Annotated in this window: 28 protein-coding genes; 9 read left to right on the top strand and 19 right to left on the bottom strand. The window is 57.9% G+C overall.

Annotated features, from left to right (window positions below; translation table 11 throughout):
* The 3 genes from N018_RS04560 to rplM form a co-directional block, all read right to left on the bottom strand.
* Nucleotides 1–618 (bottom strand): glutathione S-transferase N-terminal domain-containing protein, encoded by a 618-nt coding sequence (locus N018_RS04560; RefSeq protein ID WP_024645908.1) that lies wholly within the window; start codon nt 616–618, stop codon nt 1–3.
* Between the two features lie 321 nt (nt 619–939).
* A complete protein-coding gene (rpsI, locus tag N018_RS04555) occupies nt 940–1332 on the bottom strand; it encodes a 30S ribosomal protein S9 (RefSeq protein WP_003216038.1) in 393 nt (130 codons plus the stop codon).
* A gap of 14 nt (nt 1333–1346) precedes the next feature.
* The gene (rplM, locus tag N018_RS04550; protein WP_002555065.1) at nt 1347–1775 is read right to left on the bottom strand and encodes a 50S ribosomal protein L13; all 429 of its coding nucleotides are present in this window, start codon (nt 1773–1775) and stop codon (nt 1347–1349) included.
* Between the two features lie 494 nt (nt 1776–2269).
* Between rplM and N018_RS04545 the strand changes: the two genes are divergently transcribed.
* Nucleotides 2270–3175 (top strand): GlxA family transcriptional regulator, encoded by a 906-nt coding sequence (locus N018_RS04545; RefSeq protein WP_195757180.1) that lies wholly within the window; start codon nt 2270–2272, stop codon nt 3173–3175.
* Nucleotides 3176–3222: 47 nt separating this feature from the next.
* Here N018_RS04545 and zapE read toward each other — a convergent pair whose 3' ends face one another.
* The 3 genes from zapE to N018_RS04530 all read right to left on the bottom strand — a co-directional run bounded on the left by zapE (nt 3223) and on the right by N018_RS04530 (nt 6386).
* The gene (gene zapE, locus N018_RS04540; protein WP_024645906.1) at nt 3223–4317 is read right to left on the bottom strand and encodes a cell division protein ZapE; all 1095 of its coding nucleotides are present in this window, start codon (nt 4315–4317) and stop codon (nt 3223–3225) included.
* A gap of 62 nt (nt 4318–4379) precedes the next feature.
* Entirely contained in the window at nt 4380–5729 is a 1350-nt protein-coding gene (locus N018_RS04535; RefSeq protein WP_025388929.1) for a tryptophan--tRNA ligase, read from the bottom strand.
* 27 nt (nt 5730–5756) lie between these two features.
* Entirely contained in the window at nt 5757–6386 is a 630-nt protein-coding gene (locus N018_RS04530; RefSeq protein WP_024645904.1) for an alpha/beta hydrolase, read from the bottom strand.
* Between the two features lie 145 nt (nt 6387–6531).
* On the opposite strand from N018_RS04530, the gene N018_RS04525 reads away from it, so the two are divergent.
* Nucleotides 6532–6975, top strand: coding sequence for a YhcB family protein (locus tag N018_RS04525; RefSeq protein WP_010427491.1), 444 nt, complete (start codon nt 6532–6534; stop codon nt 6973–6975).
* A 231-nt stretch (nt 6976–7206) separates the two neighbouring features.
* On the opposite strand, the gene cysN is transcribed toward N018_RS04525, so the two are convergent.
* The 3 genes from cysN to N018_RS04510 all read right to left on the bottom strand — a co-directional run bounded on the left by cysN (nt 7207) and on the right by N018_RS04510 (nt 10941).
* On the bottom strand, nt 7207–9105 hold the full coding sequence (gene cysN / locus N018_RS04520; RefSeq protein WP_024645903.1) for a sulfate adenylyltransferase subunit CysN: 1899 nt from the start codon (nt 9103–9105) through the stop codon (nt 7207–7209).
* Between the two features lie 12 nt (nt 9106–9117).
* Complete coding sequence (gene cysD, locus N018_RS04515; protein ID WP_007248973.1) at nt 9118–10035, bottom strand: sulfate adenylyltransferase subunit CysD; 918 nt, start codon at nt 10033–10035, stop codon at nt 9118–9120.
* Between the two features lie 147 nt (nt 10036–10182).
* A complete protein-coding gene (locus N018_RS04510; protein ID WP_025388928.1) occupies nt 10183–10941 on the bottom strand; it encodes a Nif3-like dinuclear metal center hexameric protein in 759 nt (252 codons plus the stop codon).
* Nucleotides 10942–11052: 111 nt separating this feature from the next.
* On the opposite strand from N018_RS04510, the gene algW reads away from it, so the two are divergent.
* Nucleotides 11053–12213: a Do family serine endopeptidase AlgW gene (gene algW / locus N018_RS04505; protein WP_024645901.1), complete on the top strand. Its 1161-nt coding sequence runs from the start codon at nt 11053–11055 to the stop codon at nt 12211–12213.
* A gap of 95 nt (nt 12214–12308) precedes the next feature.
* Here algW and hisC read toward each other — a convergent pair whose 3' ends face one another.
* From hisC to N018_RS04455, 10 genes are all read right to left on the bottom strand, one after another.
* Nucleotides 12309–13361: a histidinol-phosphate transaminase gene (gene hisC / locus N018_RS04500; RefSeq protein WP_025388927.1), complete on the bottom strand. Its 1053-nt coding sequence runs from the start codon at nt 13359–13361 to the stop codon at nt 12309–12311.
* Nucleotides 13361–14707 carry a histidinol dehydrogenase gene (hisD, locus tag N018_RS04495; RefSeq protein ID WP_025388926.1) on the bottom strand — a complete coding sequence of 449 codons (1347 nt, stop codon included), beginning with the start codon at nt 14705–14707 and terminating at the stop codon, nt 13361–13363. Before hisD ends, hisC begins: the two co-directional genes overlap by 1 nt.
* 123 nt (nt 14708–14830) lie before the next feature.
* Nucleotides 14831–15466, bottom strand: a complete 636-nt coding sequence (gene hisG, locus N018_RS04490) for an ATP phosphoribosyltransferase (RefSeq protein ID WP_024644309.1) — start codon at nt 15464–15466, stop codon at nt 14831–14833.
* A gap of 154 nt (nt 15467–15620) precedes the next feature.
* Nucleotides 15621–16886 (bottom strand): UDP-N-acetylglucosamine 1-carboxyvinyltransferase, encoded by a 1266-nt coding sequence (gene murA, locus N018_RS04485; RefSeq protein WP_024644308.1) that lies wholly within the window; start codon nt 16884–16886, stop codon nt 15621–15623.
* 22 nt (nt 16887–16908) lie between these two features.
* Complete coding sequence (locus tag N018_RS04480; RefSeq protein ID WP_024644307.1) at nt 16909–17148, bottom strand: BolA family protein; 240 nt, start codon at nt 17146–17148, stop codon at nt 16909–16911.
* A 113-nt stretch (nt 17149–17261) separates the two neighbouring features.
* Nucleotides 17262–17567, bottom strand: coding sequence for an STAS domain-containing protein (locus N018_RS04475; RefSeq protein WP_024644306.1), 306 nt, complete (start codon nt 17565–17567; stop codon nt 17262–17264).
* Entirely contained in the window at nt 17564–18214 is a 651-nt protein-coding gene (locus tag N018_RS04470) for an MlaC/ttg2D family ABC transporter substrate-binding protein (protein WP_024644305.1), read from the bottom strand. The genes N018_RS04475 and N018_RS04470 overlap by 4 nt, the downstream gene beginning before the upstream one ends.
* Nucleotides 18215–18224: 10 nt before the next feature.
* Nucleotides 18225–18692, bottom strand: coding sequence for an outer membrane lipid asymmetry maintenance protein MlaD (gene mlaD / locus N018_RS04465; RefSeq protein WP_024644304.1), 468 nt, complete (start codon nt 18690–18692; stop codon nt 18225–18227).
* Nucleotides 18692–19489 (bottom strand): lipid asymmetry maintenance ABC transporter permease subunit MlaE, encoded by a 798-nt coding sequence (gene mlaE / locus N018_RS04460; RefSeq protein ID WP_024644303.1) that lies wholly within the window; start codon nt 19487–19489, stop codon nt 18692–18694. Before mlaE ends, mlaD begins: the two co-directional genes overlap by 1 nt.
* Nucleotides 19489–20298 (bottom strand): ATP-binding cassette domain-containing protein, encoded by an 810-nt coding sequence (locus N018_RS04455; protein WP_024644302.1) that lies wholly within the window; start codon nt 20296–20298, stop codon nt 19489–19491. Before N018_RS04455 ends, mlaE begins: the two co-directional genes overlap by 1 nt.
* 304 nt (nt 20299–20602) lie before the next feature.
* Here N018_RS04455 and N018_RS04450 point away from each other — a divergent pair, with 304 nt between their 5' ends.
* The 6 genes from N018_RS04450 (at nt 20603) to N018_RS04425 (ending at nt 25636) form a co-directional block, all read left to right on the top strand.
* A complete protein-coding gene (locus N018_RS04450; protein WP_025388925.1) occupies nt 20603–21577 on the top strand; it encodes a KpsF/GutQ family sugar-phosphate isomerase in 975 nt (324 codons plus the stop codon).
* A gap of 14 nt (nt 21578–21591) precedes the next feature.
* Nucleotides 21592–22116, top strand: a complete 525-nt coding sequence (locus tag N018_RS04445) for a KdsC family phosphatase (protein WP_418903467.1) — start codon at nt 21592–21594, stop codon at nt 22114–22116.
* A gap of 8 nt (nt 22117–22124) precedes the next feature.
* On the top strand, nt 22125–22697 hold the full coding sequence (gene lptC / locus N018_RS04440; RefSeq protein WP_024644299.1) for an LPS export ABC transporter periplasmic protein LptC: 573 nt from the start codon (nt 22125–22127) through the stop codon (nt 22695–22697).
* Nucleotides 22684–23232 carry a lipopolysaccharide transport periplasmic protein LptA gene (gene lptA, locus N018_RS04435; protein WP_024644298.1) on the top strand — a complete coding sequence of 183 codons (549 nt, stop codon included), beginning with the start codon at nt 22684–22686 and terminating at the stop codon, nt 23230–23232. The genes lptC and lptA overlap by 14 nt, the downstream gene beginning before the upstream one ends.
* Complete coding sequence (gene lptB / locus N018_RS04430) at nt 23233–23958, top strand: LPS export ABC transporter ATP-binding protein (protein WP_024644297.1); 726 nt, start codon at nt 23233–23235, stop codon at nt 23956–23958. It abuts the gene before it with no gap.
* A 184-nt stretch (nt 23959–24142) separates the two neighbouring features.
* Nucleotides 24143–25636, top strand: coding sequence for an RNA polymerase factor sigma-54 (locus tag N018_RS04425; RefSeq protein ID WP_024644296.1), 1494 nt, complete (start codon nt 24143–24145; stop codon nt 25634–25636).
* Nucleotides 25637–25687 lie beyond the last annotated feature (51 nt).

The raw sequence follows: 25687 nt of genomic DNA, 5'->3' as shown, positions 1-25687 counted from the left end.
TTAGCGCATTTCACGTTCGGCAGCAGACAGACTCGCCTGAAAAGCCTCACGCGCAAATTGGCGCTCCATATAATCAAGCAACGGCTTGGCTGGCCGCGGCAGTTCAATACCCAAAATCGGCAAACGCCAGAGTATGGGTAATAGACAGCAATCAACGAGACTTAGCTCGTCGCTCATGAAAAAAGCTTTTTCCGCGAACAACGGAGAAACCCCGGTCAGACTTTCACGCAGCTCCTTGCGCGCCTGAACACGAGCAGGCTCTTTACTGCGAGTATCCAGGATCAGGTCCACAAGACCGCACCAGTCACGCTGAATCCTGTGAATCAACAGACGGCTGTTGGCACGGGTCACCGGATAAACAGGCAACAAGGGTGGATGAGGATAACGCTCATCCAGATATTCCATCACCACCGTCGACTCGTACAACGCCAGATCACGATCGACCAGGGTGGGTACGCTGCCATAAGGGTTCACTTCAATAAGCTGAGGCGGATGACGACCTGCCACGACTTCAATGATTTCGGCGCTGACACCTTTCTCCGCGAGCACCATGCGCACGCGATGGGAATAGTGGTCGGCGGGGTCGGAGTAACAGGCCAACCGGTTGGTCACGCCCATGGTGATCCTCCTCGCTTGTTAAAATTTATCGGAAACACGAACGAACGCGCCTCAAGGCGCCTCCGATAATGATCGCAACAGGACAGGTGTTCGTCGCGGGCGACAAGATAGCTTATTTACGCGATGTAAATTCTGCAATCTTGCATCGGTAGGCTATGAGCCCCGCGATATGTGCGTAGCAGGAGAGCTTGAGACCCGCCAACCCATAAAGACCGCGCCCATAAAAAAACGCCCAGCTCCGAGAGGAGGTGGACGTTTTTTCTTTGAACGAACAGCTTCGAACGAAGCCCTTTGAAAAAAGAGCTTCGAACGAAAAGCGAATTAACGCTTCGAGTACTGCGGACGCTTACGCGCTTTACGCAGACCGACTTTCTTACGTTCAACTTCACGAGCATCGCGAGTCACGAAGCCTGCTTTACGCAGAGCGCCGCGCAGCGTCTCGTCATACTGCATCAGAGCGCGAGTGATACCGTGGCGGATTGCGCCAGCCTGACCACTTACACCGCCACCGATAACGGTGACGTAGATGTCGAACTTTTCAACGGTCTCGGTCAGTTCCAGCGGCTGACGAACTACCATGCGGGCAGTTTCGCGGCCGAAGAAGTTTTCCAGAGTGCGGTTGTTGATCGAGATATTACCAGTACCCGGACGCAGGAAAACGCGTGCGGTTGCGGTCTTGCGACGGCCAGTGCCGTAATTTTGAGTCGCCGACATAATGAACTATTCCGTTAAAACTTCAGTTCTTGGGGCTGCTGAGCAGTATGAGGGTGTACAGCGCCCGCATAGACTTTCAGCTTACGATACATGTCGCGACCCAGCGGGTTCTTAGGCAGCATGCCTTTGACCGCGGTCTCGATCACGCGCTCAGGAGCTTTGGCGATCAGCTTTTCGAAGTTGATCGACTTGATCCCGCCCGGAAAACCGGAGTGTGAGTAGTAGATCTTGTCGGTCGTCTTGGCACCAGTAACGCGGATCTGCTCGGCATTGATCACGACGATGTAGTCGCCGGTGTCAACGTGCGGAGTGTATTCCGGTTTGTGCTTGCCACGCAGACGGCTCGCGATTTCGGTGGCCAGACGACCCAGGGTCTGACCAGCAGCGTCGACGACGAACCAGTCGCGCTTAACTGTTTCCGGTTTAGCAGTAAAAGTTTTCATTCTTTATAGCCTCAGGGGCCGCCCTGAAAATTAGACGGCGGATCTTACTGAATAGTGCGTACTTTGACAAGTCAAAGGCAGCCGGAAACAGACGCTATCGGGGGCTCGGGTCAGCGCGTCCGTTATACGGCAAGATTCTTCGGCAGACGGCGCATCACTTCCACTGCAAAGAGCTGGCGGATTATACAGACTGCGAAAATAACCTCAACCGGATTTTGTTGTTCACGTTCTGTTTATTGCCTGCGAGGGGCCGATTGATGGATATTTGCCGGCGAAGCACAAAGCCATCACTCATAGGCTCTCGGGATGCCTGCCAAGGCAGACTGGACATAATCGTCAAAAAATAAGACGATCCAGCCGTTGCTTGACCATTTACCCATATAAGAATAAAGATTATGCCGATTCAGCAAACCGCCCTTCTACGGCGCGTCAGCATCCTGACCACCGATAAAATGTTCGCCTCCACCGTGATGCAGGCCAAGGACTTTTTCCACCTGGCCAGCCTGCGCTACAGCAAGCAATTGGGCCAAGGCCTGGTACCCGCCTTCGAAACCCGTCTGATCAGCCCGGACGGGCTCCCGGTCAGCAGCTTCAGCGACGTCACGTTACCCGTGGACGGGGCACTGTGCCAAAGCGACATCATCGTCATCCCGGCCTTCTGGGATGACTTCGACATCCTCTGCCAGCGCTACCCGCAGATCCTGCCCTGGCTGCGCGAACAACATGCCAACGGCGCGGTAATCTGCGGCGAAGCCACCGGCGTCTACTGGCTCGCCGAGGCCGGACTGCTCGACGGCAAGGAAGCAACCACCTATTGGCGATTCTTCAGTGCTTTCGCCGAGCGCTACCCCAACGTGCTGCTCAATCAGGAAAAACACCTGACCGACGCCGACAACGTGTATTGCGCTGGAGGCACCACCTCGGCATGCGACCTGTACATTTATCTGATCGAGCGATTCTGTGGCGCCAACGTGGCCCAGGCCGTGGCCCGCGACATTCTCTATGAAGTGCGCCGCACCTATGCGCCGGGACGTATCGGCTTCGGCGGGCAGAAGCTGCATCAGGATGTGGTGATTCTGCAGATTCAGCATTGGCTGGAAGAGCACTTTGCCGACAAATTCCGCTTCGAGGACGTGGCTCGCGAACACGGCATGAGCATTCGCAATTTCATGCGCCGCTTCCAGACCGCAACCGGCGACAAACCGCTGCATTACCTGCAACGGCTGCGTATCGAAACAGCGAAGGGATTGCTGTCAGGTACTCGCAAGAGCATCAAGACCATCAGCTATGAAGTCGGCTACGACGACGCCAGCTTCTTCGCCCGCCTGTTCCGCCAACACACCGAGCTTTCACCCAATCAGTACCGGCACCAGTTCGAGAGTCAAAGGGAGAAGCTATAAGCTACAAGCTACAAGCCTGAGTTGCGGCTTGCAGCTTGAAACTGCCGTCAGGCCCTGTGCGCCCGTGACAGGAACTCGTGGGACTGCATTTCCAACAGGCGACTGAGGGTGCGCTGAAACTCGAACATCAACCGGCCGCCGGTGTACAGATCCTTCAGCTCGACTTCAGCCGAGATGATCAGCTTGACGTTACGATCGTAGAATTCGTCAACCATGTTGATGAAGCGTCGGGCGATGTCATCGGTGGAGACGTCCATTTGCTCGACGCCACTGATCAGCACGGCATGAAAGATCTTGCCAAGCTCGATGTAGTCGTTCTGGCTACGCGGGCCGTCGCACAGCTCGCGAAAATCAAACCAGGCCACGTCATCACACGTGCGCAGCGCGCGGATTTCGCGGTTTTCGATCATCAGCACATCGTTTTCGATGGTTTCCGCGCAATCCGGTGTCAGCGCCTTGAAGCTTTTGCGCATGCTGTCTTGCGCAGCTTCATTGAGCGGAAAGTGGAACAACTCGGCCTGCTCAAGGTGACGCAAACGATAATCGACGCCACTGTCGACGTTGACGATGTCGGTATTCTGCTTGATCAGCGCAATCGCAGGCAGGAACCGCGCACGCTGCAGACCGTCCTTGTACAGGCCATCGGGAACGATGTTCGACGTCGCCACCAGTGTCACGCCGTTCTTGAACAACTCTTCCATCAGCGTGCCCAGAATCATGGCGTCGGTGATGTCGGAGACAAAGAACTCATCGAAACAGATGACCCGCGCCTCGTCGGAAAAACGCTTGGCGATAAGCGTCAGCGGGTTTTTCTCGCCCTTGAGGGTCTTCATCTCTTCGTGCACACGCTTCATGAAGCGGTGAAAGTGCGTGCGGACCTTGTCCTGGAAAGGCAGCGCTTCAAAGAACGTATCGACCAGATACGTCTTGCCGCGCCCGACCCCGCCCCAGAAATACAGGCCTTTGACCAGAGTCGGCTCTTTCTTGCCAAACAGCTTGCCGAACAGGCCGGGCTTGCTGCCGTGAGCGGCAACCAGATCGTCGTACAGGCGCTGCAAATGACGCACAGCATTTTCCTGCGCAGCATCATGGAAGAAGTCCGGGCGTTTCAGATCAGCTTGATATCGTTCTAGGGGCGTCATAATTCGTTAGCAAGGCGGCAAAAACGGGTCGTCACTGTAGCGACGACCCTGGGGATTGGCAATCAGTCCTGTTGAGGAGCGAGCGCCAGCTTGAGGGTCTGGATGGCGGCTTCACGCGCAGCAGCGTCGGCAAACACCGGGCTGTCGGCCACACACTCGCCGTCCAGCCACAGGGTGAAACGGTCGTCTTCGCTGCGCAGATCCAGCTCGCCGCCCTGCTGCAGCTGTTTGCTGACAATCCCGGCAGCCTTGCCGTCGGCAAAAGTGCGCGACAGCAGCAGTTGCTCGCCATCGGCTGCCAGAAGACGGAAACGGAAACTGCCGTCGTCTTCACGGAAACTGACAAATCGCGCGCCTTTGCTGGCTTTCTTCTTGCCGGTATCGGCATTCTGCACGACGGTACGGAACGAGCGCAGGCCGACTGCCTCACGCAGTTGCTCAAGGAACGGCGTGGCCACACGACGCGCCTTCTGGGCTCCGGCGAGCAGAATGTCTTCCAGGTCAGCCGGACGTTCGATCAGCCCGAGGTAGTTCTCGCGCGCTTCACCCAGCTGTTCGTCCAGCAACGTAAACAAACGATTCTTCGCCTCGCCCCAACCCAGCCCTTGCAACAGCTCAGAGCGGAATTCAGCGCACTGCTCAGGCGTCGAGAACGCTTGATACAGCGTGAACAGGTGGGACGTATCCGGATCTTTTGCTTCGCCGGGCGCACGCGAGTCAGTGACGATGCGCGAGATGGCGCCTTTCATCTCCTTGGCACTGCTGAACAGCGGAATGGTGTTGTCGTAGCTTTTGGACATCTTGCGACCGTCCAGCCCCGGCAAAGTGGCGACGCTCTCCTCGATCAGCGCTTCGGGCATGACAAAGAATTCCTTGCCGTTGCCGAACAGGTGATTGAAGCGCTGGCCGATGTCACGCGCCATCTCGACGTGCTGAATCTGGTCACGGCCGACAGGAACCTGATGCGCATTGAACATCAGGATGTCGGCAGCCATCAGTACCGGATAGCTGTACAGGCCCATGGTGATGCCCGCGTCCGGGTCTTCGCCGCCTTCGACGTTCTTGTCGACCGATGCCTTGTAGGCATGCGCACGATTGAGCAGGCCCTTGGCGGCGACGCAGGTGAGCAGCCAGGTCAGTTCCGGAATCTCCGGGATGTCCGACTGGCGATAGAAGGTCACGCGATCAACGTCCAGCCCGGCAGCCAGCCAGGTCGCTGCGATTTCCAGACGCGAGCGCTGAATACGCAGCGGGTCATCGCATTTGATCAGAGCATGGTAGTCCGCCAGGAAATAGAACGAATCGAAGTCACTTTGGCGACTGGCAACAATGGCCGGACGAATCGCGCCCGCGTAGTTGCCCAGGTGGGGAGTGCCGGTGGTCGTGATACCGGTCAGGATACGAGTGGTCATGGCAAGTCGCTTATCTAAAGGCTGCAATCAGTTGGGAAGTCGCGGCAGAAGCAGATCTTTCAGATCGGTCAGCTTGCCGTGAAAAAAGTGTCCGCATTCTGCCACTTTCAGCAGCTCATGGGGACGTTGCAGCGCAGCAGACCATGCATAGACAGTCTCGGGATCGATCACTTCATCGTTCTCGGGCTGAATAATCGTCAGCGGGCAGTTTTGTGGCAGCACACGCTGATCCTCAAGCCGTGAGGCCGCTGCCGCGACCAGGAACAGATGGGTGAGTTTTTCACCCTGCGCTTCGAGCCTTCCGCCAAGGTTCGCGGCGACATAGCCACCGAACGAAAAACCGAATAGCGTCATCGGCAGATCCGGGTGTTGCGCCCGCAGCCATTGCGCGGCAGCCTGGGCATCCTCAATCTCGCCCGGCCCGGCAACCGATGTGCCGGCACTGGCACCGACGCCGCGATAATTGAAGCGCAGGGTAATCAAACCCTGGTCGCGTGCGGTACGCTGCAGCGTCGAAACGACTTTATTGAGCATCGTTCCGCCCTGGATCGGGTTAGGATGGCAGATCAGCGCAACGCCTCTGGCGTCGGGTACATCCTGATACAGCGCTTCGAGCTGCCCTTCTGGGCCATCGATAAATAATGGGGTTTCACGCATGAGCAAAACAGAACTCCGTGACCTCGAAATGGGTCGACTCGTCTAGCTGATTGTCTGCGGCTTGCATATCAACGACATGTCGCGGGTATACAGCGCAGGTTCGAGCCGTTAACGTAAAGCAAAGCCGTTTATAGAGGAAGGACTCGTGGAACACTCGCTCTTAGTCTGGTTGCTGCCGACGCTCGCCCTGGTTGCCGGTGTCGTCATTGGTTTCCTGGTGGCACGTCTGCTGCCCAACACCGTTCCGAACAGCACTCAGCGCCAGCTGGATGACATTCAGGAGCGTTTCGATACCTATCAGAACGAGGTGGTCACTCACTTCAACAGCACGGCCAATCTGGTACAAAAGCTTTCGCAGAGTTATCAGGACGTTCAGGAACACCTCGCCGAGGGCGCCAACCGTCTGGCCCTTGATGAGCTGACCCGTCAACGCCTGCTGGCCGCCCTGCATCCGGAGGCCAACCATGCGCATCGCGATCATCGCGACCGCCTGACCCCACCGCGGGATACCGAGACACCGAAGGATTACGCGCCCAAGTCGCCTAACTCCCCAGGCATGCTGGATGAGCATTACGGCTTGAAAAAGTAACGTATGCCACAACACAAAAAGCCCGCCGCAGAGACATCTGCGGCGGGCTTTTTTGTGGGCGCTGTGTGACGCAAAACGGTGACTCGGAGCGTCATGAAAGGCATTCCCGCGCTGGAGCGTGAGGAACGAGAGATGCCCTTGGAACCCCTCTCGTACCCATGCTCCGCGTGGCATGCAGCTCTGGACGCTCCGCGTCCGCTCAGATAACTGACAAGGTGTCAGTGCTTGTAATCAGATCGCGCCGCGCTCACGCAGCAGCTCCAGCACCTGCCTGACGCTTTCTTCCACGCTGAATGTCTGCGTGTCGATCACCAGATCGGCATTCAGGGGCACGTCATACGGGAAGGACTCGCCCGGAATGTTATCGCCATCGGCGGCATACAGGCCTTGCGGATCGCGTTCGCGGCAGACAGCTGGCGAGGCCTGGACGTAGACAGTGATCAGACGCTCCTTGCCGATCAACACCTTGGCGCGCTCACGCCCTTCGGCATCCGGTGCAACAAACGCGGCCAAAGTCAGTAAGCCCGCTTCGTTGAACTGACGCGCGACATGCGCGGCACGACTCCAGTTCTCAGTACGCCCGGCACGATCCTGGGACAAGCCCTTGTTCAGGTCATGACGCAGGTTCTGGCCGTCCAGCACATAGACCGCACGGCCCATGTCGAACAACCGGCGCTCGACCGCATACGCCAGTGTGCTCTTGCCTGCGCCAGACAATCCGCTGAACAGCACCGTGGCAGGCTGTTGTCCGAAACGCTGCGCACGTTCTTCGGTGGATACGTGAGCCAGCTCGCCATGATGCTGCGAGCCACCCGCCGAAACCGGCTTGGCGATGATCATGCCCGCCGCCACGGTGCCGTTGGTCAACCGATCGATAACGATGAAGGCGCCGGTGGTGCGGTTACTGTCGTAGCCATCCAGCGCGATGGGGGCATCAAGGCTGACTTTGACGCGGCCGATCTCGTTCAACTGCAAGGAGCTCGCAGGCCCTTCTTCCAGCGTGTTCACATCGACCCGATGAGTGATGCTGGCAATCGAGCCCGGCACGTAACTGGTCGCACGCTTGATGTCGTACTTCTTGCCCGGCAGCATCGGTTCTTCAGCCATCCACACCAGCATGGCGTCGAACGCATCGCTGACCAACGGAACGTTGTCGGCATGCACCAACAAATCACCACGGGAGATGTCGATCTCGTCTTCCATGGTCAGCGTCACCGCCTGACCCGGTCCAGCCTGCTCCAGTTCGCCCTCGAACGTGACGATGGACTTCACGCGGCTGCTCTTGCCCGAAGGCAGCACGACGATTTCATCACCCTTATGCACGATGCCGCTGGCCAGCGTACCGGCAAAACCACGGAAGTTGAGGTTTGGACGATTGACGTACTGCACCGGGAATCGCAGGTCGGTGTAGTTGCGGTCGTTGGCGATTTCAACGGTTTCAAGAATCTCCATCAAGGACTGACCGGTGTACCAGGGCGAACGCTCGCTCTTGTTCACCACGTTGTCGCCCTTGAGCGCCGACATCGGCACGAACGCCATGGTGGTCGGCTTGAAGGCAATACCGTCGGCAAACTTGAGGTAGTCCGCCTTGATCGACTCGAAGACGCTTTCATCGAAACCGTTGAGGTCCATCTTGTTGATGGCGACGACGATGTGCTTGATGCCCAGCAGCGAAGCGATGTAGCTGTGACGCCGGGTCTGGGTCTGCACGCCATAGCGCGCGTCCACCAGAATGATCGCCAGGTCACAGGTTGATGCACCAGTGGCCATGTTGCGGGTGTACTGCTCGTGGCCCGGGGTATCGGCAATGATGAATTTGCGCTTGGCGGTCGAGAAATAGCGATAGGCGACATCGATGGTGATGCCCTGCTCGCGTTCGGCCTGCAGGCCGTCTACCAGCAACGCCAGATCGACATCATCGCCGGTAGTGCCGGACTTCTTCGAATCGCGGGTAATGGCTTCCAGATGGTCTTCGTAGATCATCTTCGAGTCGTGCAGCAGACGGCCGATCAGCGTGCTCTTGCCGTCATCGACGTTGCCACAGGTAAGAAAGCGCAGCATTTCCTTGCGTTCGTGCTGGCCCAGATAGGCGAGGATGTCCTCGCTGATCAAATCAGATTGATGCGACATGTGACATCCTCCTTAGAAATAACCCTGACGTTTCTTCTCTTCCATCGACCCAGCGCCGTCGTGGTCGATGACCCGGCCCTGGCGTTCGGAAGTTCGCGTCAGCAGCATTTCCTGAATGATGTCGGTCAGGCTGGTCGCATCGGACTCCACCGCGCCGGTCAGCGGGTAGCAGCCGAGGGTGCGGAAGCGGACCTTTTTCTTGACGATGCGTGACTTCTCTTCATCGGTCAGATGTTCGAGGATGCGATCGTCGTCGATCATGATCAACGTACCGTTCTTCTCGATCACGTCGCGCTCGGCGGCGAAATACAGCGGTACGATGGGGATGCCTTCAAGGTAGATGTACTGCCAGATGTCCAGTTCGGTCCAGTTGGACAGCGGGAACACGCGGATCGACTCGCCCTTGTTGACGTTGCCGTTATAGACATTCCACAGCTCGGGACGCTGGTTCTTCGGGTCCCAGCGGTGTTTGCTGTCGCGGAACGAATAAACGCGCTCCTTGGCCCGGGACTTTTCTTCGTCACGTCGGGCACCGCCGAAAGCGGCATCGAAACCATGTTTGTCCAAAGCCTGCTTCAGGCCTTCGGTCTTCATGATGTCGGTGTGTTTGGCGCTGCCGTGGGTGAACGGATTGATATTCTGCGCTACGCCATCGGGATTGATGTGGGTAATCAGGTCCAGGCCCAGATCCTTGACCATCTGGTCGCGAAAACGATACATCTCCTGGAATTTCCAGCGAGTATCGACGTGCATGACCGGGAATGGCAGTTTTCCAGGAAAGAATGCCTTGCGCGCCAAATGCAGCATCACGGCCGAATCCTTGCCGATCGAGTACAGCATCACCGGGTTATCGAACTCGGCGGCGACCTCACGGATGATGTGGATGCTCTCCGCCTCCAGCTGTTTCAGATGCGTCAGTTTGTCAACCATGGCTACTCACGTTTCGTTATGGACCGGGTAAACCCGGGGCGGCCTGCGGGCCGTTTTCGAGCCGGTGACTTTAACATGCGTGATATCGCTAATCAGCGATGCATCTAGATCGAAACGATCTATGCATATGCCACCCCGCTTGGTCCGTCAGATCGGGTTCGGGCAGTCGATAAAGATATGCTCCAGCGCAAAACGCCTTGCCAGGTAATCACCCAGCGCCTGAACACCGTAGCGCTCGGTGGCGTGATGACCGGCTGCGATAAAGCTGATGTCGTTTTCCCGTGCGCTGTGAAAGGTCTGCTCTGACGCTTCGCCACTCAGGAACAGGTCGACGCCTTCCAGCACCGCCTGATCGATATAACCCTGGCCGCCTCCGGTACACCAGCCGACCCGGCGAATCATCTGACTGCCTTCTATGAGCAGCGGCTCGCGCCCCAGTGCGTCCTGCACCCGACGAGCAAAATCGCGCGGGGTCATGGCTTCAGGCAACGAACCTACCAGCCCGACGACCCGCGAATTTTCAGGGTCCAGCGGCCCCTCGACGGTGATGTCCAGTTGACGAGCCAGTTGCACGTTATTGCCGACCTCCGGATGCACATCCAGCGGCAGATGATAGGCCAGCAGGCTGATGTCATGTTTGAGCAAGGTTTTCAGGCGGCGCTGCTTCATGCCGACCACACAAGGGTTTTCGCCCTTCCAGAAGTAACCGTGGTGGACCAGAATCAGATCGGCCTGAGCGTCGACCGCAGCATCCAGCAACGCCTGACTGGCCGTGACGCCGCTGACGATGCGCATGACCTGCGGACGCCCCTCGACCTGAAGGCCGTTGGGGCAGTAATCCTGAATTCGCGCACTGTTCAGGTAGCGGTCGGCTTCTTCAACCAGGGTGCTCAGGGCAACAGCCATAAAAGACTCCTAAATATGCAGTTCAGAGCTGCGTTGTACTCGTATAATGCCCGCCATTATGGCGCACCCGTGGCAAAATTTTCTGCGCCCGCAACCATCAGGACTTGTTCAATGTTCAAGGCACTGCGCTTTTTCGGCTGGCCACTGCTGGCAGGTGTGCTTATCGCCATGCTGATCATTCAGCGCTACCCGCAGTGGGTCGGTCTGCCGAGCCTGGATGTCAATCTGCAGCAGGCACCGCAAACCACCACAGTCATTCAGGGCCCGACGTCCTATGCCGACGCAGTGATCGCCGCTGCGCCTGCGGTGGTCAACCTCTATACCACCAAGATGGTCAACAAGGGCGCCAACCCACTCTTCGAAGACCCACAGTTTCGACGCTTCTTTGGTGACAACACGCCCAAGCAGAAACGCATGGAATCCAGCCTGGGCTCCGGCGTGATGTTGAGCCCCGAAGGCTACATCCTGACCAACAACCATGTGACCACGGGGGCTGACCAGATCGTGGTGGCACTCAAGGACGGCCGCGAAACCATCGCGAGGGTCATCGGCAACGACCCGGAAACCGACCTGGCCGTTTTGAAGATCGACCTGAAAAACCTTCCGGCCATCACCATTGCGCGCTCCGACAGCATTCGCATCGGTGACGTCGCGCTGGCCATCGGCAACCCGTTCGGCGTCGGACAGACCGTGACGATGGGCATCATCAGCGCTACGGGGCGCAATCAGCTGGGTCTCAACACTTACGAAGACTTCATCCAGACCGACGCCGCCATCAACCCCGGCAACTCCGGTGGCGCACTGGTGGATGCCAGCGGCAACCTGATCGGCATCAATACCGCGATCTTCTCCAAGTCAGGCGGTTCTCAGGGGATTGGCTTTGCCATTCCGACCAAGCTGGCAATGGATGTCATGAAGTCGATCATCGAGCACGGTCAGGTGATTCGTGGCTGGCTGGGCATCGAAGTGCAACCGCTGACTCCGGAACTGGCTCAGTCTTTTGGCTTGAAGGATCGTCCGGGCATCGTGGTGGCAGGCATTTTCCGTGACGGACCGGCGCAGAAAGCCGGGCTGCAATTGGGTGATGTGATTCTGAGCATCAACGGCGAACCTGCCGGTGACGGCCGCCGCTCGATGAACCAGGTAGCGCGCACCAAACCCAAGGACAAGATCGCCATCGACGTGATGCGCAACGGCAAGGAAATGCGCCTGAGCGCCGAAGTCGGCTTGCGTCCACCTCCCGCTCCGACGCCTGTGGCGGCGCCTGAGTGATGCACCGGTACCTGAAGGTGCGGCACAGCGCAGACCTGTGACGCAGAGCGTCACGAAAGGCGTTACTCTGCGTCCAATCTCAGCGCTGCTGCTTCTTAAATCCCGCTCAAGCCTTCCAATAACGCTTCGTGCTGCTCTGGCGTGCCGATGCTGATGCGCAGGAACTGGGCAATTCGCTGCTGTTTGAAGTGGCGGACGATGACGCCCTGCTCGCGCAGCTTTGCCGCCAGGCCGGCAGCGTCGTGCTGTGGGTGGCGGGCGAAGATGAAGTTGGCGGCCGAGGGCAGCACTTCAAAACCCTTGGCCTGCAACTGCTCGACCAACGCTTCACGACTTTCAATGACTTTGTTGCGCGTCGATTCGAAGTGTTCGCGATCCTCGAAAGCCGCTGCCCCGCCGACGTTGGCCATGCGGTCAAGCGGGTAGGAGTTGAAGCTGTTCTTGACCCGCTCCAGTGCTTCGATCAGGTCCGGATGCCCCACTGCCAAGCCAACCCGCAATCCGGCCAGCGAGCGTGACTTGGACAGCGTTTGGGTCACCAGCAGGTTCGGATAACGATCCACCAGTGTGATCGCGGTTTCGCCGCCAAAGTCTATGTACGCCTCGTCGACCACCACCACCGAATCCGGGCTGGCCTTGATGATCTGCTCGACCGCGTCCAGGCCCAGCAAGCAGCCAGTCGGTGCGTTCGGGTTGGGGAAGATGATCCCGGCATTCGGCCTGGCGTAGTCTTCGGCGCGAATCTGGAACTGCTCGTCCAGTGGGATCACTTCATAATCAATGCCATAAAGGCCGCAGTACACCGGGTAGAAGCTGTAGCTGATGTCCGGGAACAGCAGCGGCGCATTGTGCTGAAACAATGCGTGGAAGATGTGTGCCAGTACTTCGTCGGAACCGTTGCCGAGAAACACTTGATTGGGCTGCACGCTGTAATAGCTGGCGACCGCATGCTTGAGCAGGTCGCTGTTGGGATCGGGATACAGACGCAGATCGTCGGTCAGCGCAACACGCATGGCCTCAAGCGCCTTGGGCGACGGGCCGTACGGGTTTTCGTTGGTATTGAGTTTGACCAGCCTGGTCAGTTTCGGCTGCTCGCCCGGCACGTAAGGCACCAGTCCGCTGACGAAAGGGCTCCAGAATTTGCTCATTATTTGCCGTCCTCTGTGTTGCCAGCTTTCCAGTCGGGGTCTGTGATGCGGTATTCGGCGCTGCGCGCGTGACCACTCAGCGATTCACCGCGAGCCAGTACGGAAGCGGTTTTACCCAGCTCGGACGCACCCTGCGGTGAGCAATAGATGATCGAGGAACGCTTTTGAAAATCGTAAACGCCCAGCGGCGAGGAGAAACGCGCCGTACCTGAAGTCGGCAAGACATGATTGGGACCGGCACAGTAATCGCCCAGTGCTTCCGAGGTATGACGCCCCATGAAGATTGCGCCTGCGTGGCGAATATGCGGCAGCCAGGCTTCAGGATCGGCCACCGACAACTCAAGGTGTTCAGGTGCAATGCGGTTGGCCACTTCGATCGCCTGAGCCATGTCCGCCACCTTGATCAGCGCACCGCGGCCGTTGATCGAGGTTTCGACAATCGCCGCGCGCTCCATGGTCGGCAGCAAGCGGGTGATACTGGCCGCGACCTTGTCGAGAAACTCGGCGTCCGGGCTGACCAGAATCGCCTGGGCATCTTCGTCGTGCTCAGCCTGGGAAAACAGGTCCATGGCGATCCAGTCAGGATCAGTCTGGCCGTCGCACACCACCAGAATCTCGGACGGACCGGCAATCATGTCGATGCCCACCTGACCGAACACATGGCGCTTGGCAGTGGCGACATAGATGTTGCCAGGGCCGACGACTTTATCCACCTTCGGCACACTTTCCGTGCCGTAAGCCAGGGCTGCAACCGCCTGCGCACCACCAATGGTAAACACCCGGTCAACGCCAGCGATGCACGCAGCGGCCAACACCAGCTCGTTGATTTCGCCACGCGGCGTCGGCACGACCATGACCACTTCGGTCACGCCGGCAACTTTCGCCGGGATGGCATTCATCAACACCGAAGACGGGTAGGAAGCCTTGCCGCCGGGCACATACAAACCGGCGCGGTCCAACGGCGTGACTTTCTGGCCCAGCACCGTGCCATCAGCCTCGGTATAGCTCCAGGAATCCTGCTTCTGCTTCTCGTGGTAGCTGCGCACGCGCTCGGCGGCCTTTTCCAGTGCTTCGCGCTGAACCGGCGTAATGCGGGTCAGCGCCAGCTCCAGACGTTCGCGAGGCAGAATCAGATCGGCCATTGAGGCGACTTGCAGACCATCAAACTTCTGGGTGAACTCGACCAGTGCTGCATCGCCACGCTCACGCACGGCCTTGATGATGTCGAGCACGCGCAGGTTGACCGAGTCGTCAGACACACTTTCCCAGCTCAGCAGATGATCCAGATGTCGTGCGAAATCCGGGTCAGCAGCGTCGAGTCGGCGAATTGCAGTGGGCGTGGTCATAGCGGGGCCTCAATAATTGGCGGATGCTCAGGAGCCTAAAGCTACCAAGCTATCCGCGCAGGCACCTGAGAAATTTGGCTATGACACGGATAGCTGGACGCAACTCAACGTTGCGTGAAGGGATCAACCGCGGTGTCGCGACTCCACTGCTTTGCGCAGGGTGTCGATAAGCGCCTGGATGCGCGCGTGCTGCATTTTCATGGAAGCCTTGTTTACTACCAGGCGCGAACTGATGTGCGCAATCAGCTCCTGCGGCTCCAAACCGTTGGCACGCAAAGTGTTGCCGGTGTCGACCACGTCGATGATCTTGTCCGCCAAACCGATCAGCGGAGCCAGCTCCATGGAGCCGTAAAGCTTGATGATGTCGACCTGTCGACCCTGCTCGGCGTAGTAACGCTTGGCAACATTGACGAACTTGGTGGCAACGCGCAGACGGCCCTTGGGCTCGACGGCGCCGATTGCACCAGCAGTCATGAGCCTGCATCTGGCTATCTGCAAGTCCAGCGGCTCGTAGAGGCCCTGACCGGTGTATTCCATCAGCACATCCTTGCCCGCGACACCCAGGTCGGCTGCGCCATGCTCGACGTAAGTCGGCACGTCGGTTGCGCGCACGATCAGCAGACGTACGTCAGCCTGGGTCGTGGGGATGATGAGCTTGCGGCTCTTGTCCGGATTCTCGGTCGGCACGATGCCTGCTTCGGCGAGAAGCGGCAGGGTGTCATCCAGAATGCGGCCCTTGGACAGTGCGATGGTCAACATGGGAAACGTCAGTCCTTATCAGGAAACTTTTGTCAGGACGCAAACGGCGCCTGACAACCCTCGGGCCTGACAGGCCCGAGGTGAAACGAATCAGAAATCACACCCGCGACAGAACAGGCGGCCCTGATACCAGCGGTATCAGGGCCGCACGCTACTAGCCCGGAACGCGGCGGATCTTGGCGCCCAGCATTTGCAGCTTCTCTTCGATGCACTCGTAACCACGGTCGATGTGGTAGATACGGTCGATCAGCGTGTCACCCTGAGCGACCAGCGCCGAAATCACCAGACTGGCAGAAGCGCGCAGGTCGGTCGCCATCACAGGCGCGCCCTTGAGCACTTCAGTACCGGTCACGATTGCAGTATTACCTTCGACCTGAATCTGAGCGCCCATGCGGTGCATTTCATACACGTGCATGAAGCGGTTTTCGAAGATGGTCTCGATGACTGCACCGGTGCCTTCGGCAATGGCGTTGAGCGAGATGAACTGCGCCTGCATGTCGGTCGGGAACGCCGGGTATGGCGCGGTCCGGACGTTGACAGCCTTGGGGCGCTTGCCGTGCATGTTCAGTTCGATCCAGTCTTCACCGGTGGTGATTTCCGCACCGGCTTCCTGAAGTTTGAGCAGCACCGCTTCCAGAATGGTCGGATCAGTGTCCTTGACCTTGACGCGGCCGCCAGTAACGGCAGCAGCCACCAGGTAGGTACCGGTCTCGATGCGATCAGGCATGACCTTATAGGTCGCCGGACCCAGACGCTTGACGCCATCAATGGTGATGGTATCGGTGCCTGCACCGTGAATTTTCGCGCCCATGGCGATCAGGAAGTTGGCCAGATCGACAACCTCAGGCTCGCGCGCAGCGTTTTGCAGCACACTGCGACCGTTGGCCAGGCTGGCCGCCATCATGATGTTTTCAGTGCCGGTCACGCTGACGGTATCGAAGAAGAAGTGCGCACCGCGCAAACCGCCCTCAGGCGCCTTGGCTTTGATGTAACCGCCTTCGACGTCAATGATCGCGCCCATGGCTTCAAGGCCACGGATGTGCAGGTCAACCGGACGCGAACCAATGGCGCAACCACCCGGCAGAGCCACCTCGGCCTCACCGAAGCGAGCGACCATGGGGCCCAGCACCAGAATCGACGCACGCATGGTTTTCACCAGTTCGTACGGTGCGACCAGTGTCTTGATGGTGCGCGCGTCGATCTCGACGCTGAGTTTCTCGTCGATCACCGGCTCGATGCCCATGCGACCGAACAGCTCGATCATGGTGGTGATATCGTGCAGGTGCGGCAGGTTCTGAACAGTCACCGGACCGTCAGCCAGCAAGGTCGCGGCAAGGATCGGCAAGGCAGAGTTCTTTGCCCCGGAAATACGAATTTCGCCATCAAGACGAACGCCGCCGGTAATAATCAGTTTATCCATTAGAGTCTCGACACCTATTGGCTCAGGTACGCTCGGTCCACGCAGCGCGGCTGAAAAATTTCATGGTCACCGCGTGGATGCTGCCATCGGCAATCCAGGGGTTCAGATGGGTGTAAATCTGTTGCTGACGCTTGACGGGGCTCAGGCTGGCCAACTCGTCACTGATAATGTTCAGCTGAAAGTTGCAGCCTTCGCCTTCAACTTCCACTTTGATTTCCGGCAGCTTTCCTTCAAGGAAGCTCTTCACTTCTACAGCCTGCATGCTCAACCTCGATCGGCGCTGTACGCGCGCGGGTCGGCCATCATACAAAAAAGCCCATGTTATGCGAAGCCCAACGAGCGGCTCCGTACAAAGGGCTTTCAGGATAACGCCTGTCAGTGAATGTTCAATAGCTCGGTCAGACCGGAGACACGGGCTATTTCACGCATATCCTGGGGCAGCGAACGCACGGTGAGCGACTTGCCAGCATCCCTGGCGTCACGCATGAACGCCAGCACGAGCGCCAGGCCTACACTGCTGGACTTCTCGACATCCGAACAGTCCAGCGTCAACTCGGTCAGATCCCCGGACTTGATCAGTGCCGCGCCCTGCTTGCGCAGTTGCGGCCCGGTGCGAAAGTCCAGCACTCCGATCATTTTGAGCTCGCCTGGCCCGACGAGACGGACAGCGGACTCAGTCATTGTGCAGGCTTCTGCGCAGCGTCTACGGTGGACTTGGTCTTGGCGACCTCGCCAGCCCAGTTGTTGATCGTGGTGTCCAGGTTGTTGCCGTTACGCTGCATGGCGTCGGCGAACTGATCACGGAACAGCTTGCCGATATTGATACCGTTGATGACAACGTTACGTACCTTCCACTCGCCGTTCAGCTTGACCAGCGTGTAGGAAACCGGATAGACCGCGCCATTGCTGCCCTTAACCTGCATGTCCACGCTGGTGCGGTCATCGCCTTCGTCTTTGGCAGGTGCAACGGTGATGCCCTGATTGTTGAATTCAAGCAAGGCATTGCCATAGAACTGCATCAGGCTGCGTTTGAAGTTTTCTTCGAACCGCTTCACCTGATCAGGCGTTGCCTTGCGGGAATACTTGACGGTCATGATGCTTTTGGAAATGCCATCCGCGTCCACGACAGGGCCGACAATCCGGTTCAGCGCATCGTAGAACGCGCTTGGATTGGCTTTGTATTGCTCACGATTGGTCGCCAGGTCACTCAGCAATTCCTTGGTGGTGCGTTCCACCAGATCATGAGCCGAGGGGGTCGCCGCGGCATTCGCCAGCATTGGCAGGGTGGCCAGCAATACCAGCAGGCCACGGCGCAGAATAGAGATCATTTGAAGCTCCTCACTTGGCGTCTTTACTTACAGTATTGAGCAGGAATTTTCCGATCAGGTCTTCAAGTACGAGCGAAGACTGCGTGTCATGAATGGTCCCGCCATCCTTGAGCAGTTTGTCATCGCCACCGACGCTGAGACCGATGTATTTTTCACCCAGCAAGCCGGCGGTCAGGATCGACGCTGTCGAGTCGGAAGGCAGGTTATCGACCTTTTTCTGAATCTCCAGCGTGACACGCCCGGTAAAGGTATCGCGATCCAGATCAATCGCGGTCACCTTGCCAATCGTCACGCCAGCCATGCTGACCTTGGCTCTGACAGTCAAACCGGCAAGATTGTCGAAGTAGGCATAAAGTTTATAGGTATCGGTACTCGCGCTTGTGCTCAGACCACTGACTCGCAGGGCCAGCAGGAGCAGAGCCAGTATCCCGGCGAGCAGAAACAAGCCGACTCCGGTTTCGATGGCACGGTTTTGCATCAGAAATCTCCAAACATCAAGGCGGTCAAAATAAAGTCCAGTCCCAACACGGCCAGCGAGGCGTATACGACAGTCTTGGTTGTCGCGCGGCTGATCCCCTCGGAAGTAGGATCGCAGTCATACCCCTGGAAAACGGCAATCCACGTCACCACGAAGGCAAATACGACGCTTTTGATCACCCCATTGAGCACATCGTTCGTAAAAGAAACGCTGTTCTGCATGTTCGACCAGAAAGAGCCGTCGTAGACGCCCAGCCAATCGATTGCCACCCACGAAGCACCCCAGATACCGACCACGCTGAAAATCATGGCCAAAATCGGCAGTGAGATAAAACCTGCCCACAGACGCGGCGCAACAATGTACTTGAGCGGATCGACACCGATCATCTCGAGGCTCGACAACTGCTCGGTGGACTTCATGTTGCCGATCTCGGCGGTCAATGCAGAACCTGCACGACCGGCGAACAGCAAGGCTGTGACAACAGGGCCAAGCTCACGCAGCAAGGTCAGCGCAACCATCTGACCGACGGCTTGTTCCGAGCCGTACTTGGCCAGAATACTGAAACCCTGCAGGGCGAGCACCATCCCGATGAAGATGCCGGACACCACAATGATGACCAGCGACATGACGCCGACGGAATACAGTTGTTTGACCAGTAACTGAAAACTGCTACCGGCACCGCCGCGCCCGAGCAGGGCATGCACCAGGAACAGGCCGGAACGACCCAGAACAGCAACGATATCAATGGCCGAGCGCCCCATCAGGGCGACGCGGTCCATCAGTGACTTCTTGCGCATCAGCGCTTCCCCAATAGATCTTCGCGGAAATCCGGCGCCGGATAGTGAAACGGCACAGGGCCATCGGGCTCGCCGGTCATGAATTGACGAATGCGTGGATTGTCCGAAGACATCAGCTCCTGAGGCGTACCCTGCCCCAGTACCTGCCCGTCGCCCACTACGTATAAATAGTCGGCAATGCTCGCGGTCTCGCTGAGGTCGTGAGACACCACAATACTGGTGATGCCAAGCGCGTCATTGAGCAACCGGATCAGGCGCACCAGGACCCCCATTGCAATCGGGTCCTGCCCCACGAAGGGCTCGTCATACATGAGAATCTGCGGATCGAGCGCGATCGCACGTGCCAGTGCAACGCGGCGCTTCATGCCACCCGACAATTCATCCGGCATCAGTTCGATCGCACCCCGCAGGCCAACGGCCTGGAGCTTGAGCAGAACGATGTCGCGGATCATCTCTTCCGGTAGTTCTGTATGCACCCGCAGCGGAAAGGCGACGTTTTCGAAAACGTCCAGATCGGTAAACAGCGCACCGCTCTGAAACAGCACACCCATCTGCTTGCGCGCGTCGAACAGGTCGCTGCGCGACAGTTCCGGCAGGTTCTGGCCATTGACCCACACCTGACCTTCGCTCGGGCGCAACTGAGCGCCCATCAGACGCAGCAAAGTAGTTTTGCCACAGCCCGAGGGGCCCATGATCCCGGTGACCTTGCCCCGCGGAATACGAATATCGACATTATTGAAAATACTGCGCGCACCGCGTTTGAAAGACACACCTTTCAACTCGACCGCATAGGCGTCATCAGGACTCATCTAAACTCCTTGCGATACAGCCTCCGCCCTCAGCCGCCCGTTCTCGGAGGCAGACAAGCTGTATAGGCGGGCCGAACAAGCCGCGAACTATATCACCGCAGGCACCCGCCCCCAAGAAGAGAACCAACCGGTTCAGGTATCCGCCGAATTATTCTGTACCACAATGTTATGGCTACAGGCGTGCATACAGACCCGCAAGCGCGTAGGAAATTCGTTTAAAAACAACACAACGACGATCAGACGTGAGGGAATCGTTCATTACCGCTATAATCGCCGCCTTTCAACCGGCTGACCCTTCCCAGACATGACTCAATCCAGTGACCTGATCCAGGCGGCACAACGCACCATCCGTCTCGAGATAGAAGCCATACAAGGCTTGCTTGAACGCCTCGACGGGGACTTTGTGCGCGCCTGCGAGATGATTCTGGCCAGCAAGGGACGTGTTGTCGTGGTCGGCATGGGCAAGTCCGGGCACGTTGGCAACAAGATTGCCGCAACGCTGGCAAGCACCGGGACCACCTCGTTTTTCGTGCATCCGGCCGAGGCCAGCCATGGTGACATGGGCATGATCACTCGCGACGACATCATTCTCGCGCTGTCCAACTCCGGCACCACCAATGAAATCGTGACCCTGCTGCCGCTGATCAAACGTCTGGGTATCCGGATGATCAGCCTGACCGGCAATCCAGAGTCGGTTCTGGCCAAGGCTGCGGACATCAACCTCAATGTCCACGTCGAACACGAAGCCTGCCCGCTCAACCTGGCACCGACCTCCTCGACGACTGCGGCACTGGTCATGGGCGATGCACTGGCCGTGGCACTGCTCGAAGCACGAGGCTTCACCGCCGAAGACTTCGCGTTTTCGCACCCAGGCGGAGCACTTGGCCGACGCTTGCTGCTGAAAGTCGAGAATGTCATGCACTCCGGCGACGCAATGCCGAGCGTCCAGCGCGGCACCCTGCTGCGGGATGCGCTACTGGAGATGACCCGCAAGGGTCTGGGCATGACCGCCATTATCGAAACCGACGGCAGACTCGCAGGCATCTTCACCGACGGCGACCTGCGTCGAACCCTCGACCGCCCTTTCGACATCCGCCAGACCACCATTGATGAGGTCATGACCCATCATGGCAAAACCGCTCATGCAGAGATGCTGGCGGCCGAAGCGCTGAAAATCATGGAAGACAACAAAATCAGTGCGCTGGTTGTCGTGGACCAGGATGATCGGCCGGTAGGTGCGTTCAATCTGCAGGACCTCCTGCGTGCAGGCGTCATGTAATGGAAGGCAAAACGATGAACCCGGAACTCATGCAGCGCGGCAAGGCCATCAAACTGGCAGTCTTCGATGTGGATGGCGTACTGACTGACGGCCGTCTGTATTTCATGGAAGACGGCAGCGAGATAAAGACATTCAACACGCTGGACGGGCAAGGCATAAAAATGCTGATCGCCTCAGGCGTGACCACAGCCATCATTAGTGGCCGTAAAACAGCGATAGTCGAGCGCCGGGCGAAGAGCCTGGGCATCGCACACCTTTTTCAAGGCCGCGAAGATAAACTGGTCGTCATGGACCAATTGCTGGCAGAGTTGAAACTGGGTTACGAACAAGTCGCCTATCTGGGTGACGATCTGCCAGACTTGCCAGTCATTCGGCGTGTCGGTCTGGGCATGGCCGTTGCCAATGCGGCAAGTTTTGTACGCGAGCATGCACACGGAATAACAACGGCGCGAGGCGGCGAAGGTGCGGCACGCGAATTCTGCGAACTGATTCTGAGTGCGCAAGGCAACCTTGAAGCGGCCCACTCTGCTTATTTATAGAAGCCATTATGTTCACTAAAAAAATTCGGAAGTTCCTGCTTCTCGGGGTACTGGCGGTGCTGCTGGCGGCCGTCGGCTACTGGAATGTCAGCCCTGAAAGTTTCATGGACAGGCCTGACGGGACGGTTAACGACACCGCGATCGACTACTATGCGCTTAATACGCGAAGTGTTCAGTACCTGCCAGACGGCACACTTCAATACGACATGACCGCCGACAAGGTGGAGCACGTGAAGGCCTCTGATGTAAGCCTGCTGACCACGCCCGATCTGAACATGTATCGCGGCGGTGAGTTTCCCTGGCATGTGCAGAGTAAAAGAGGCGAAGTGTCGTCCGCCGGCGATCAGGTCGAGTTGATGGACTCCGTTCGCGTTGAACGCACCGATGAAAAACAACGTACGACTATTATCACCAGCAGTCGCATGACCGTATTCCCGCAGAAGCAATATGCGGAGACCGACCAAGACGTTAGAATCGACGGCGCGGGCGGTGTCACTACGGCCAAGGGAATGAAAGCGTATTTGAAAGACAGCAGGATGGACCTGCTATCCAACGTAAGAGGACAGTATGAGGCTCGTTAAAACTCTTCCTTTATTGCTCGGCCTGGGCGCAGCACTGGGAAGCGCGAGCGCCTGGTCCCTGCCAACCGACCGTGATCAGCCTATCCACATCCAGTCTGACGATGCTCAGCTTGATGACAAGAAAGGCGTTGCAACCTACAGGGGCAACGTCGTCATCACGCAAGGCTCGATGAAGGTCACCGGCAACACCGTGACGATTACCCGTAACGCCCAGGGCGAAGTCGATGTGTTCACCTCTGTCGGCAATCTGGCTTACTACGAGCAGAAACCGGCCCCGGACAAGCCGATCGTGCAGGCCTACGCCGTCACGATCCAGTATTACGCCGGCCAGGACCGCATTGTCCTGATCGACAAGGCCAAGGTCATCAACGACGGCAACACGTCGGAAGGCGAGAAAATCGTCTACGACACGGTCAGACAGGTCGTCAGTGCTGGCCGGGCCAATGGCGGCACCAAGTTGACTACGCCACGTCCGCGTATCGACATGGTCATCCAGCCGAAGAAGAAAACCGATCAACCGCAGAAGGCCCCGTAAATGGCAACGCTCAAAGCCCAGCATCTGGCTAAAAGCTACAAGAGCCGACAGGTCGTGCGCGATGTGAGTATATCCATCGAAAGCGGGCAGATCGTCGGCTTGCTGGGCCCCAACGGCGCCGGCAAGACCACTTGCTTCTACATGATCGTGGGCCTGGTCCAGGCGGATCAGGGCCGCGTGCTGATTGACGACCTGGATGTCAGCCACCAGCCCATGCACGGCCGTGCACGCGCCGGTATCGGGTACCTGCCGCAGGAAGCCTCTATCTTCCGCAAGCTATCCGTGTCCGACAACATCATGGCGATCCTCGAGACCCGCAAGGAACTCGATGCCGGAGCACGCCGCAAGGAGCTTGAAAGCCTCTTGCAGGAGTTCCACATCACGCACATTCGCGACAACCTGGGCATGAGCCTGTCGGGTGGCGAACGTCGCCGCGTGGAAATTGCTCGCGCGCTGGCCACTTCGCCGAAATTCATCCTGCTGGATGAACCGTTCGCAGGCGTGGACCCGATCTCGGTGGGCGACATCAAGCAGATTATTCACCACCTGAAAGCCAAGGGCATCGGCGTGCTGATCACCGATCACAACGTCCGTGAAACGCTGGATATCTGTGAAACCGCTTACATCGTCAACGATGGACAGCTGATCGCAGAAGGCGATTCGGCAACCATTCTGGCGAATCAGCTGGTGAAAGAAGTGTACCTCGGCCACGAGTTCCGTCTTTGATCAATCGCCTTTGGCGCGTCCCCGGCTGATTGATGCCCGTATAGCGTATTGATAGGATTTTATTTGTCATATCGCTCTAGGCAAAGCCACAGGTTTCAGGCATATAATTTGCTTAATGATGGCGCCCCGGCGCCTGTAGTAGATGACGCACGTGCGTCAGCGAATAAGGTGTTTAGCCCCTGCCATGAAACCATCGCTAGTCTTGAGAATGGGCCAGCAGCTGACGATGACACCGCAGCTGCAACAGGCAATCCGTTTACTTCAGTTGTCCACTCTGGACCTCCAGCAGGAGATTCAGGAGGCGCTGGAGTCCAACCCTATGCTTGAACGGCAGGAAGAAGGCGACGATTTCGATAACTCCGATCCGCTTGCCGACAACATCGAACAAAAGCCCAACCCCGACGTTCAGGAACCGACCTATCAGGAAGCCGCCCCCACGGTGGACAACCTGGAAGACGGCGAATGGGGCGAGCGCATTCCAAACGAACTGCCCGTCGACACGGCCTGGGAAGACGTTTACCAGACCAGCGCCAGCAGCCTGCCCAGCAGCGATGACGATGAGTGGGATTTCACTACCCGTACATCAGTGGGCGAAAGCCTGCAAAGCCATCTGCTGTGGCAACTGAACGTAGCGCCGATGTCCGACAAGGATCGACTGGTTGCAGTGACGCTGATCGACTGCATCAATAACCAGGGCTATCTGGATGAAACGCTCGAAGAGATTCTTGAATCCTTCGATCCCGAGCTGGACATCGAACTCGACGAAATCGAAGCCGTCCTGCACCGCATCCAGCAGTTCGAACCTGCCGGCATCGGTGCGCGCACCCTGAGCGAATGCCTGCTGCTGCAATTACGCCAGTTGCCCGTGAAAACGCCCTGGCTGATGGAAGCACAACGGCTGGTCACCGATTACATCGATCTGCTGGGCAGCCGCGATTACGGCCAGTTGATGCGACGCATGAAAATCAAGGAAGACGAGCTGCGCCAGGTCATAGAACTGGTTCAGAGCCTCAACCCGCGCCCCGGCTCGCAAATCGAATCCACAGAAGCCGAATACGTTATTCCTGACGTGATCGTGCGCAAGGATAACGAACGCTGGCTGGTGGAGCTCAATCAGGAATCGGTGCCCCGCCTGCGCGTGAATCCTCAATACGCCGGGTTTGTCCGTCGCGCCGACACCAGCGCGGACAACACCTTCATGCGCAACCAGTTGCAAGAGGCTCGCTGGTTCATCAAGAGCCTGCAAAGCCGCAACGAAACCCTGATGAAGGTCGCCACCCAAATCGTCGAACACCAACGTGGTTTTCTGGAATACGGCGACGAGGCCATGAAGCCGCTGGTGCTGCACGACATCGCCGAGGCGGTGGGCATGCACGAGTCGACCATTTCCCGCGTCACGACCCAGAAATTCATGCATACCCCACGGGGTATTTACGAGCTGAAATACTTCTTTTCAAGCCACGTAAGCACCTCCGAAGGCGGCGAATGCTCGTCCACGGCAATTCGCGCAATTATCAAAAAACTGGTTGCGGCGGAAAATCAGAAAAAGCCGTTGAGTGATAGCAAGATCGCTGGTTTACTGGAGGCACAAGGCATTCAAGTAGCCCGTCGCACAGTCGCCAAGTACCGCGAATCACTAGGGATAGCGCCTTCCAGTGAGCGTAAGCGATTGATGTGATGCAGGCCGAGCCACAGCGTTCCAGTGGCAGGCGTCACGCCTGTCTCTTTA

The sequence above is a fragment of the Pseudomonas syringae CC1557 genome (genome assembly GCF_000452705.1).
GTDB classification, from domain to species: Bacteria; Pseudomonadota; Gammaproteobacteria; order Pseudomonadales; family Pseudomonadaceae; genus Aquipseudomonas; species Aquipseudomonas syringae_F.
This window is presented reverse-complemented; position numbering and strand designations above follow the sequence as displayed.

Excerpts from the sequence above, each read along its gene's own strand:
- N018_RS04560 (WP_024645908.1), bottom strand. The coding sequence starts at position 618 with ATGGGCGTGACCAACCGGTTGGCCTGTTACTCCGACCCCGCCGACCAC.
- rpsI (WP_003216038.1), bottom strand. The coding sequence starts at position 1,332 with ATGTCGGCGACTCAAAATTACGGCACTGGCCGTCGCAAGACCGCAACC.
- rplM (WP_002555065.1), bottom strand. The coding sequence starts at position 1,775 with ATGAAAACTTTTACTGCTAAACCGGAAACAGTTAAGCGCGACTGGTTC.
- zapE (WP_024645906.1), bottom strand. The coding sequence starts at position 4,317 with ATGACGCCCCTAGAACGATATCAAGCTGATCTGAAACGCCCGGACTTC.
- N018_RS04535 (WP_025388929.1), bottom strand. The coding sequence starts at position 5,729 with ATGACCACTCGTATCCTGACCGGTATCACGACCACCGGCACTCCCCAC.
- N018_RS04530 (WP_024645904.1), bottom strand. The coding sequence starts at position 6,386 with ATGCGTGAAACCCCATTATTTATCGATGGCCCAGAAGGGCAGCTCGAA.
- cysN (WP_024645903.1), bottom strand. The coding sequence starts at position 9,105 with ATGTCGCATCAATCTGATTTGATCAGCGAGGACATCCTCGCCTATCTG.
- cysD (WP_007248973.1), bottom strand. The coding sequence starts at position 10,035 with ATGGTTGACAAACTGACGCATCTGAAACAGCTGGAGGCGGAGAGCATC.
- N018_RS04510 (WP_025388928.1), bottom strand. The coding sequence starts at position 10,941 with ATGGCTGTTGCCCTGAGCACCCTGGTTGAAGAAGCCGACCGCTACCTG.
- algW (WP_024645901.1), top strand. The coding sequence starts at position 11,053 with ATGTTCAAGGCACTGCGCTTTTTCGGCTGGCCACTGCTGGCAGGTGTG.
- hisC (WP_025388927.1), bottom strand. The coding sequence starts at position 13,361 with ATGAGCAAATTCTGGAGCCCTTTCGTCAGCGGACTGGTGCCTTACGTG.
- hisD (WP_025388926.1), bottom strand. The coding sequence starts at position 14,707 with ATGACCACGCCCACTGCAATTCGCCGACTCGACGCTGCTGACCCGGAT.
- hisG (WP_024644309.1), bottom strand. The coding sequence starts at position 15,466 with ATGTTGACCATCGCACTGTCCAAGGGCCGCATTCTGGATGACACCCTG.
- murA (WP_024644308.1), bottom strand. The coding sequence starts at position 16,886 with ATGGATAAACTGATTATTACCGGCGGCGTTCGTCTTGATGGCGAAATT.
- N018_RS04480 (WP_024644307.1), bottom strand. The coding sequence starts at position 17,148 with ATGCAGGCTGTAGAAGTGAAGAGCTTCCTTGAAGGAAAGCTGCCGGAA.
- N018_RS04475 (WP_024644306.1), bottom strand. The coding sequence starts at position 17,567 with ATGACTGAGTCCGCTGTCCGTCTCGTCGGGCCAGGCGAGCTCAAAATG.
- N018_RS04470 (WP_024644305.1), bottom strand. The coding sequence starts at position 18,214 with ATGATCTCTATTCTGCGCCGTGGCCTGCTGGTATTGCTGGCCACCCTG.
- mlaD (WP_024644304.1), bottom strand. The coding sequence starts at position 18,692 with ATGCAAAACCGTGCCATCGAAACCGGAGTCGGCTTGTTTCTGCTCGCC.
- mlaE (WP_024644303.1), bottom strand. The coding sequence starts at position 19,489 with ATGCGCAAGAAGTCACTGATGGACCGCGTCGCCCTGATGGGGCGCTCG.
- N018_RS04455 (WP_024644302.1), bottom strand. The coding sequence starts at position 20,298 with ATGAGTCCTGATGACGCCTATGCGGTCGAGTTGAAAGGTGTGTCTTTC.
- N018_RS04450 (WP_025388925.1), top strand. The coding sequence starts at position 20,603 with ATGACTCAATCCAGTGACCTGATCCAGGCGGCACAACGCACCATCCGT.
- N018_RS04445 (WP_418903467.1), top strand. The coding sequence starts at position 21,592 with ATGAACCCGGAACTCATGCAGCGCGGCAAGGCCATCAAACTGGCAGTC.
- lptC (WP_024644299.1), top strand. The coding sequence starts at position 22,125 with ATGTTCACTAAAAAAATTCGGAAGTTCCTGCTTCTCGGGGTACTGGCG.
- lptA (WP_024644298.1), top strand. The coding sequence starts at position 22,684 with ATGAGGCTCGTTAAAACTCTTCCTTTATTGCTCGGCCTGGGCGCAGCA.
- lptB (WP_024644297.1), top strand. The coding sequence starts at position 23,233 with ATGGCAACGCTCAAAGCCCAGCATCTGGCTAAAAGCTACAAGAGCCGA.
- N018_RS04425 (WP_024644296.1), top strand. The coding sequence starts at position 24,143 with ATGAAACCATCGCTAGTCTTGAGAATGGGCCAGCAGCTGACGATGACA.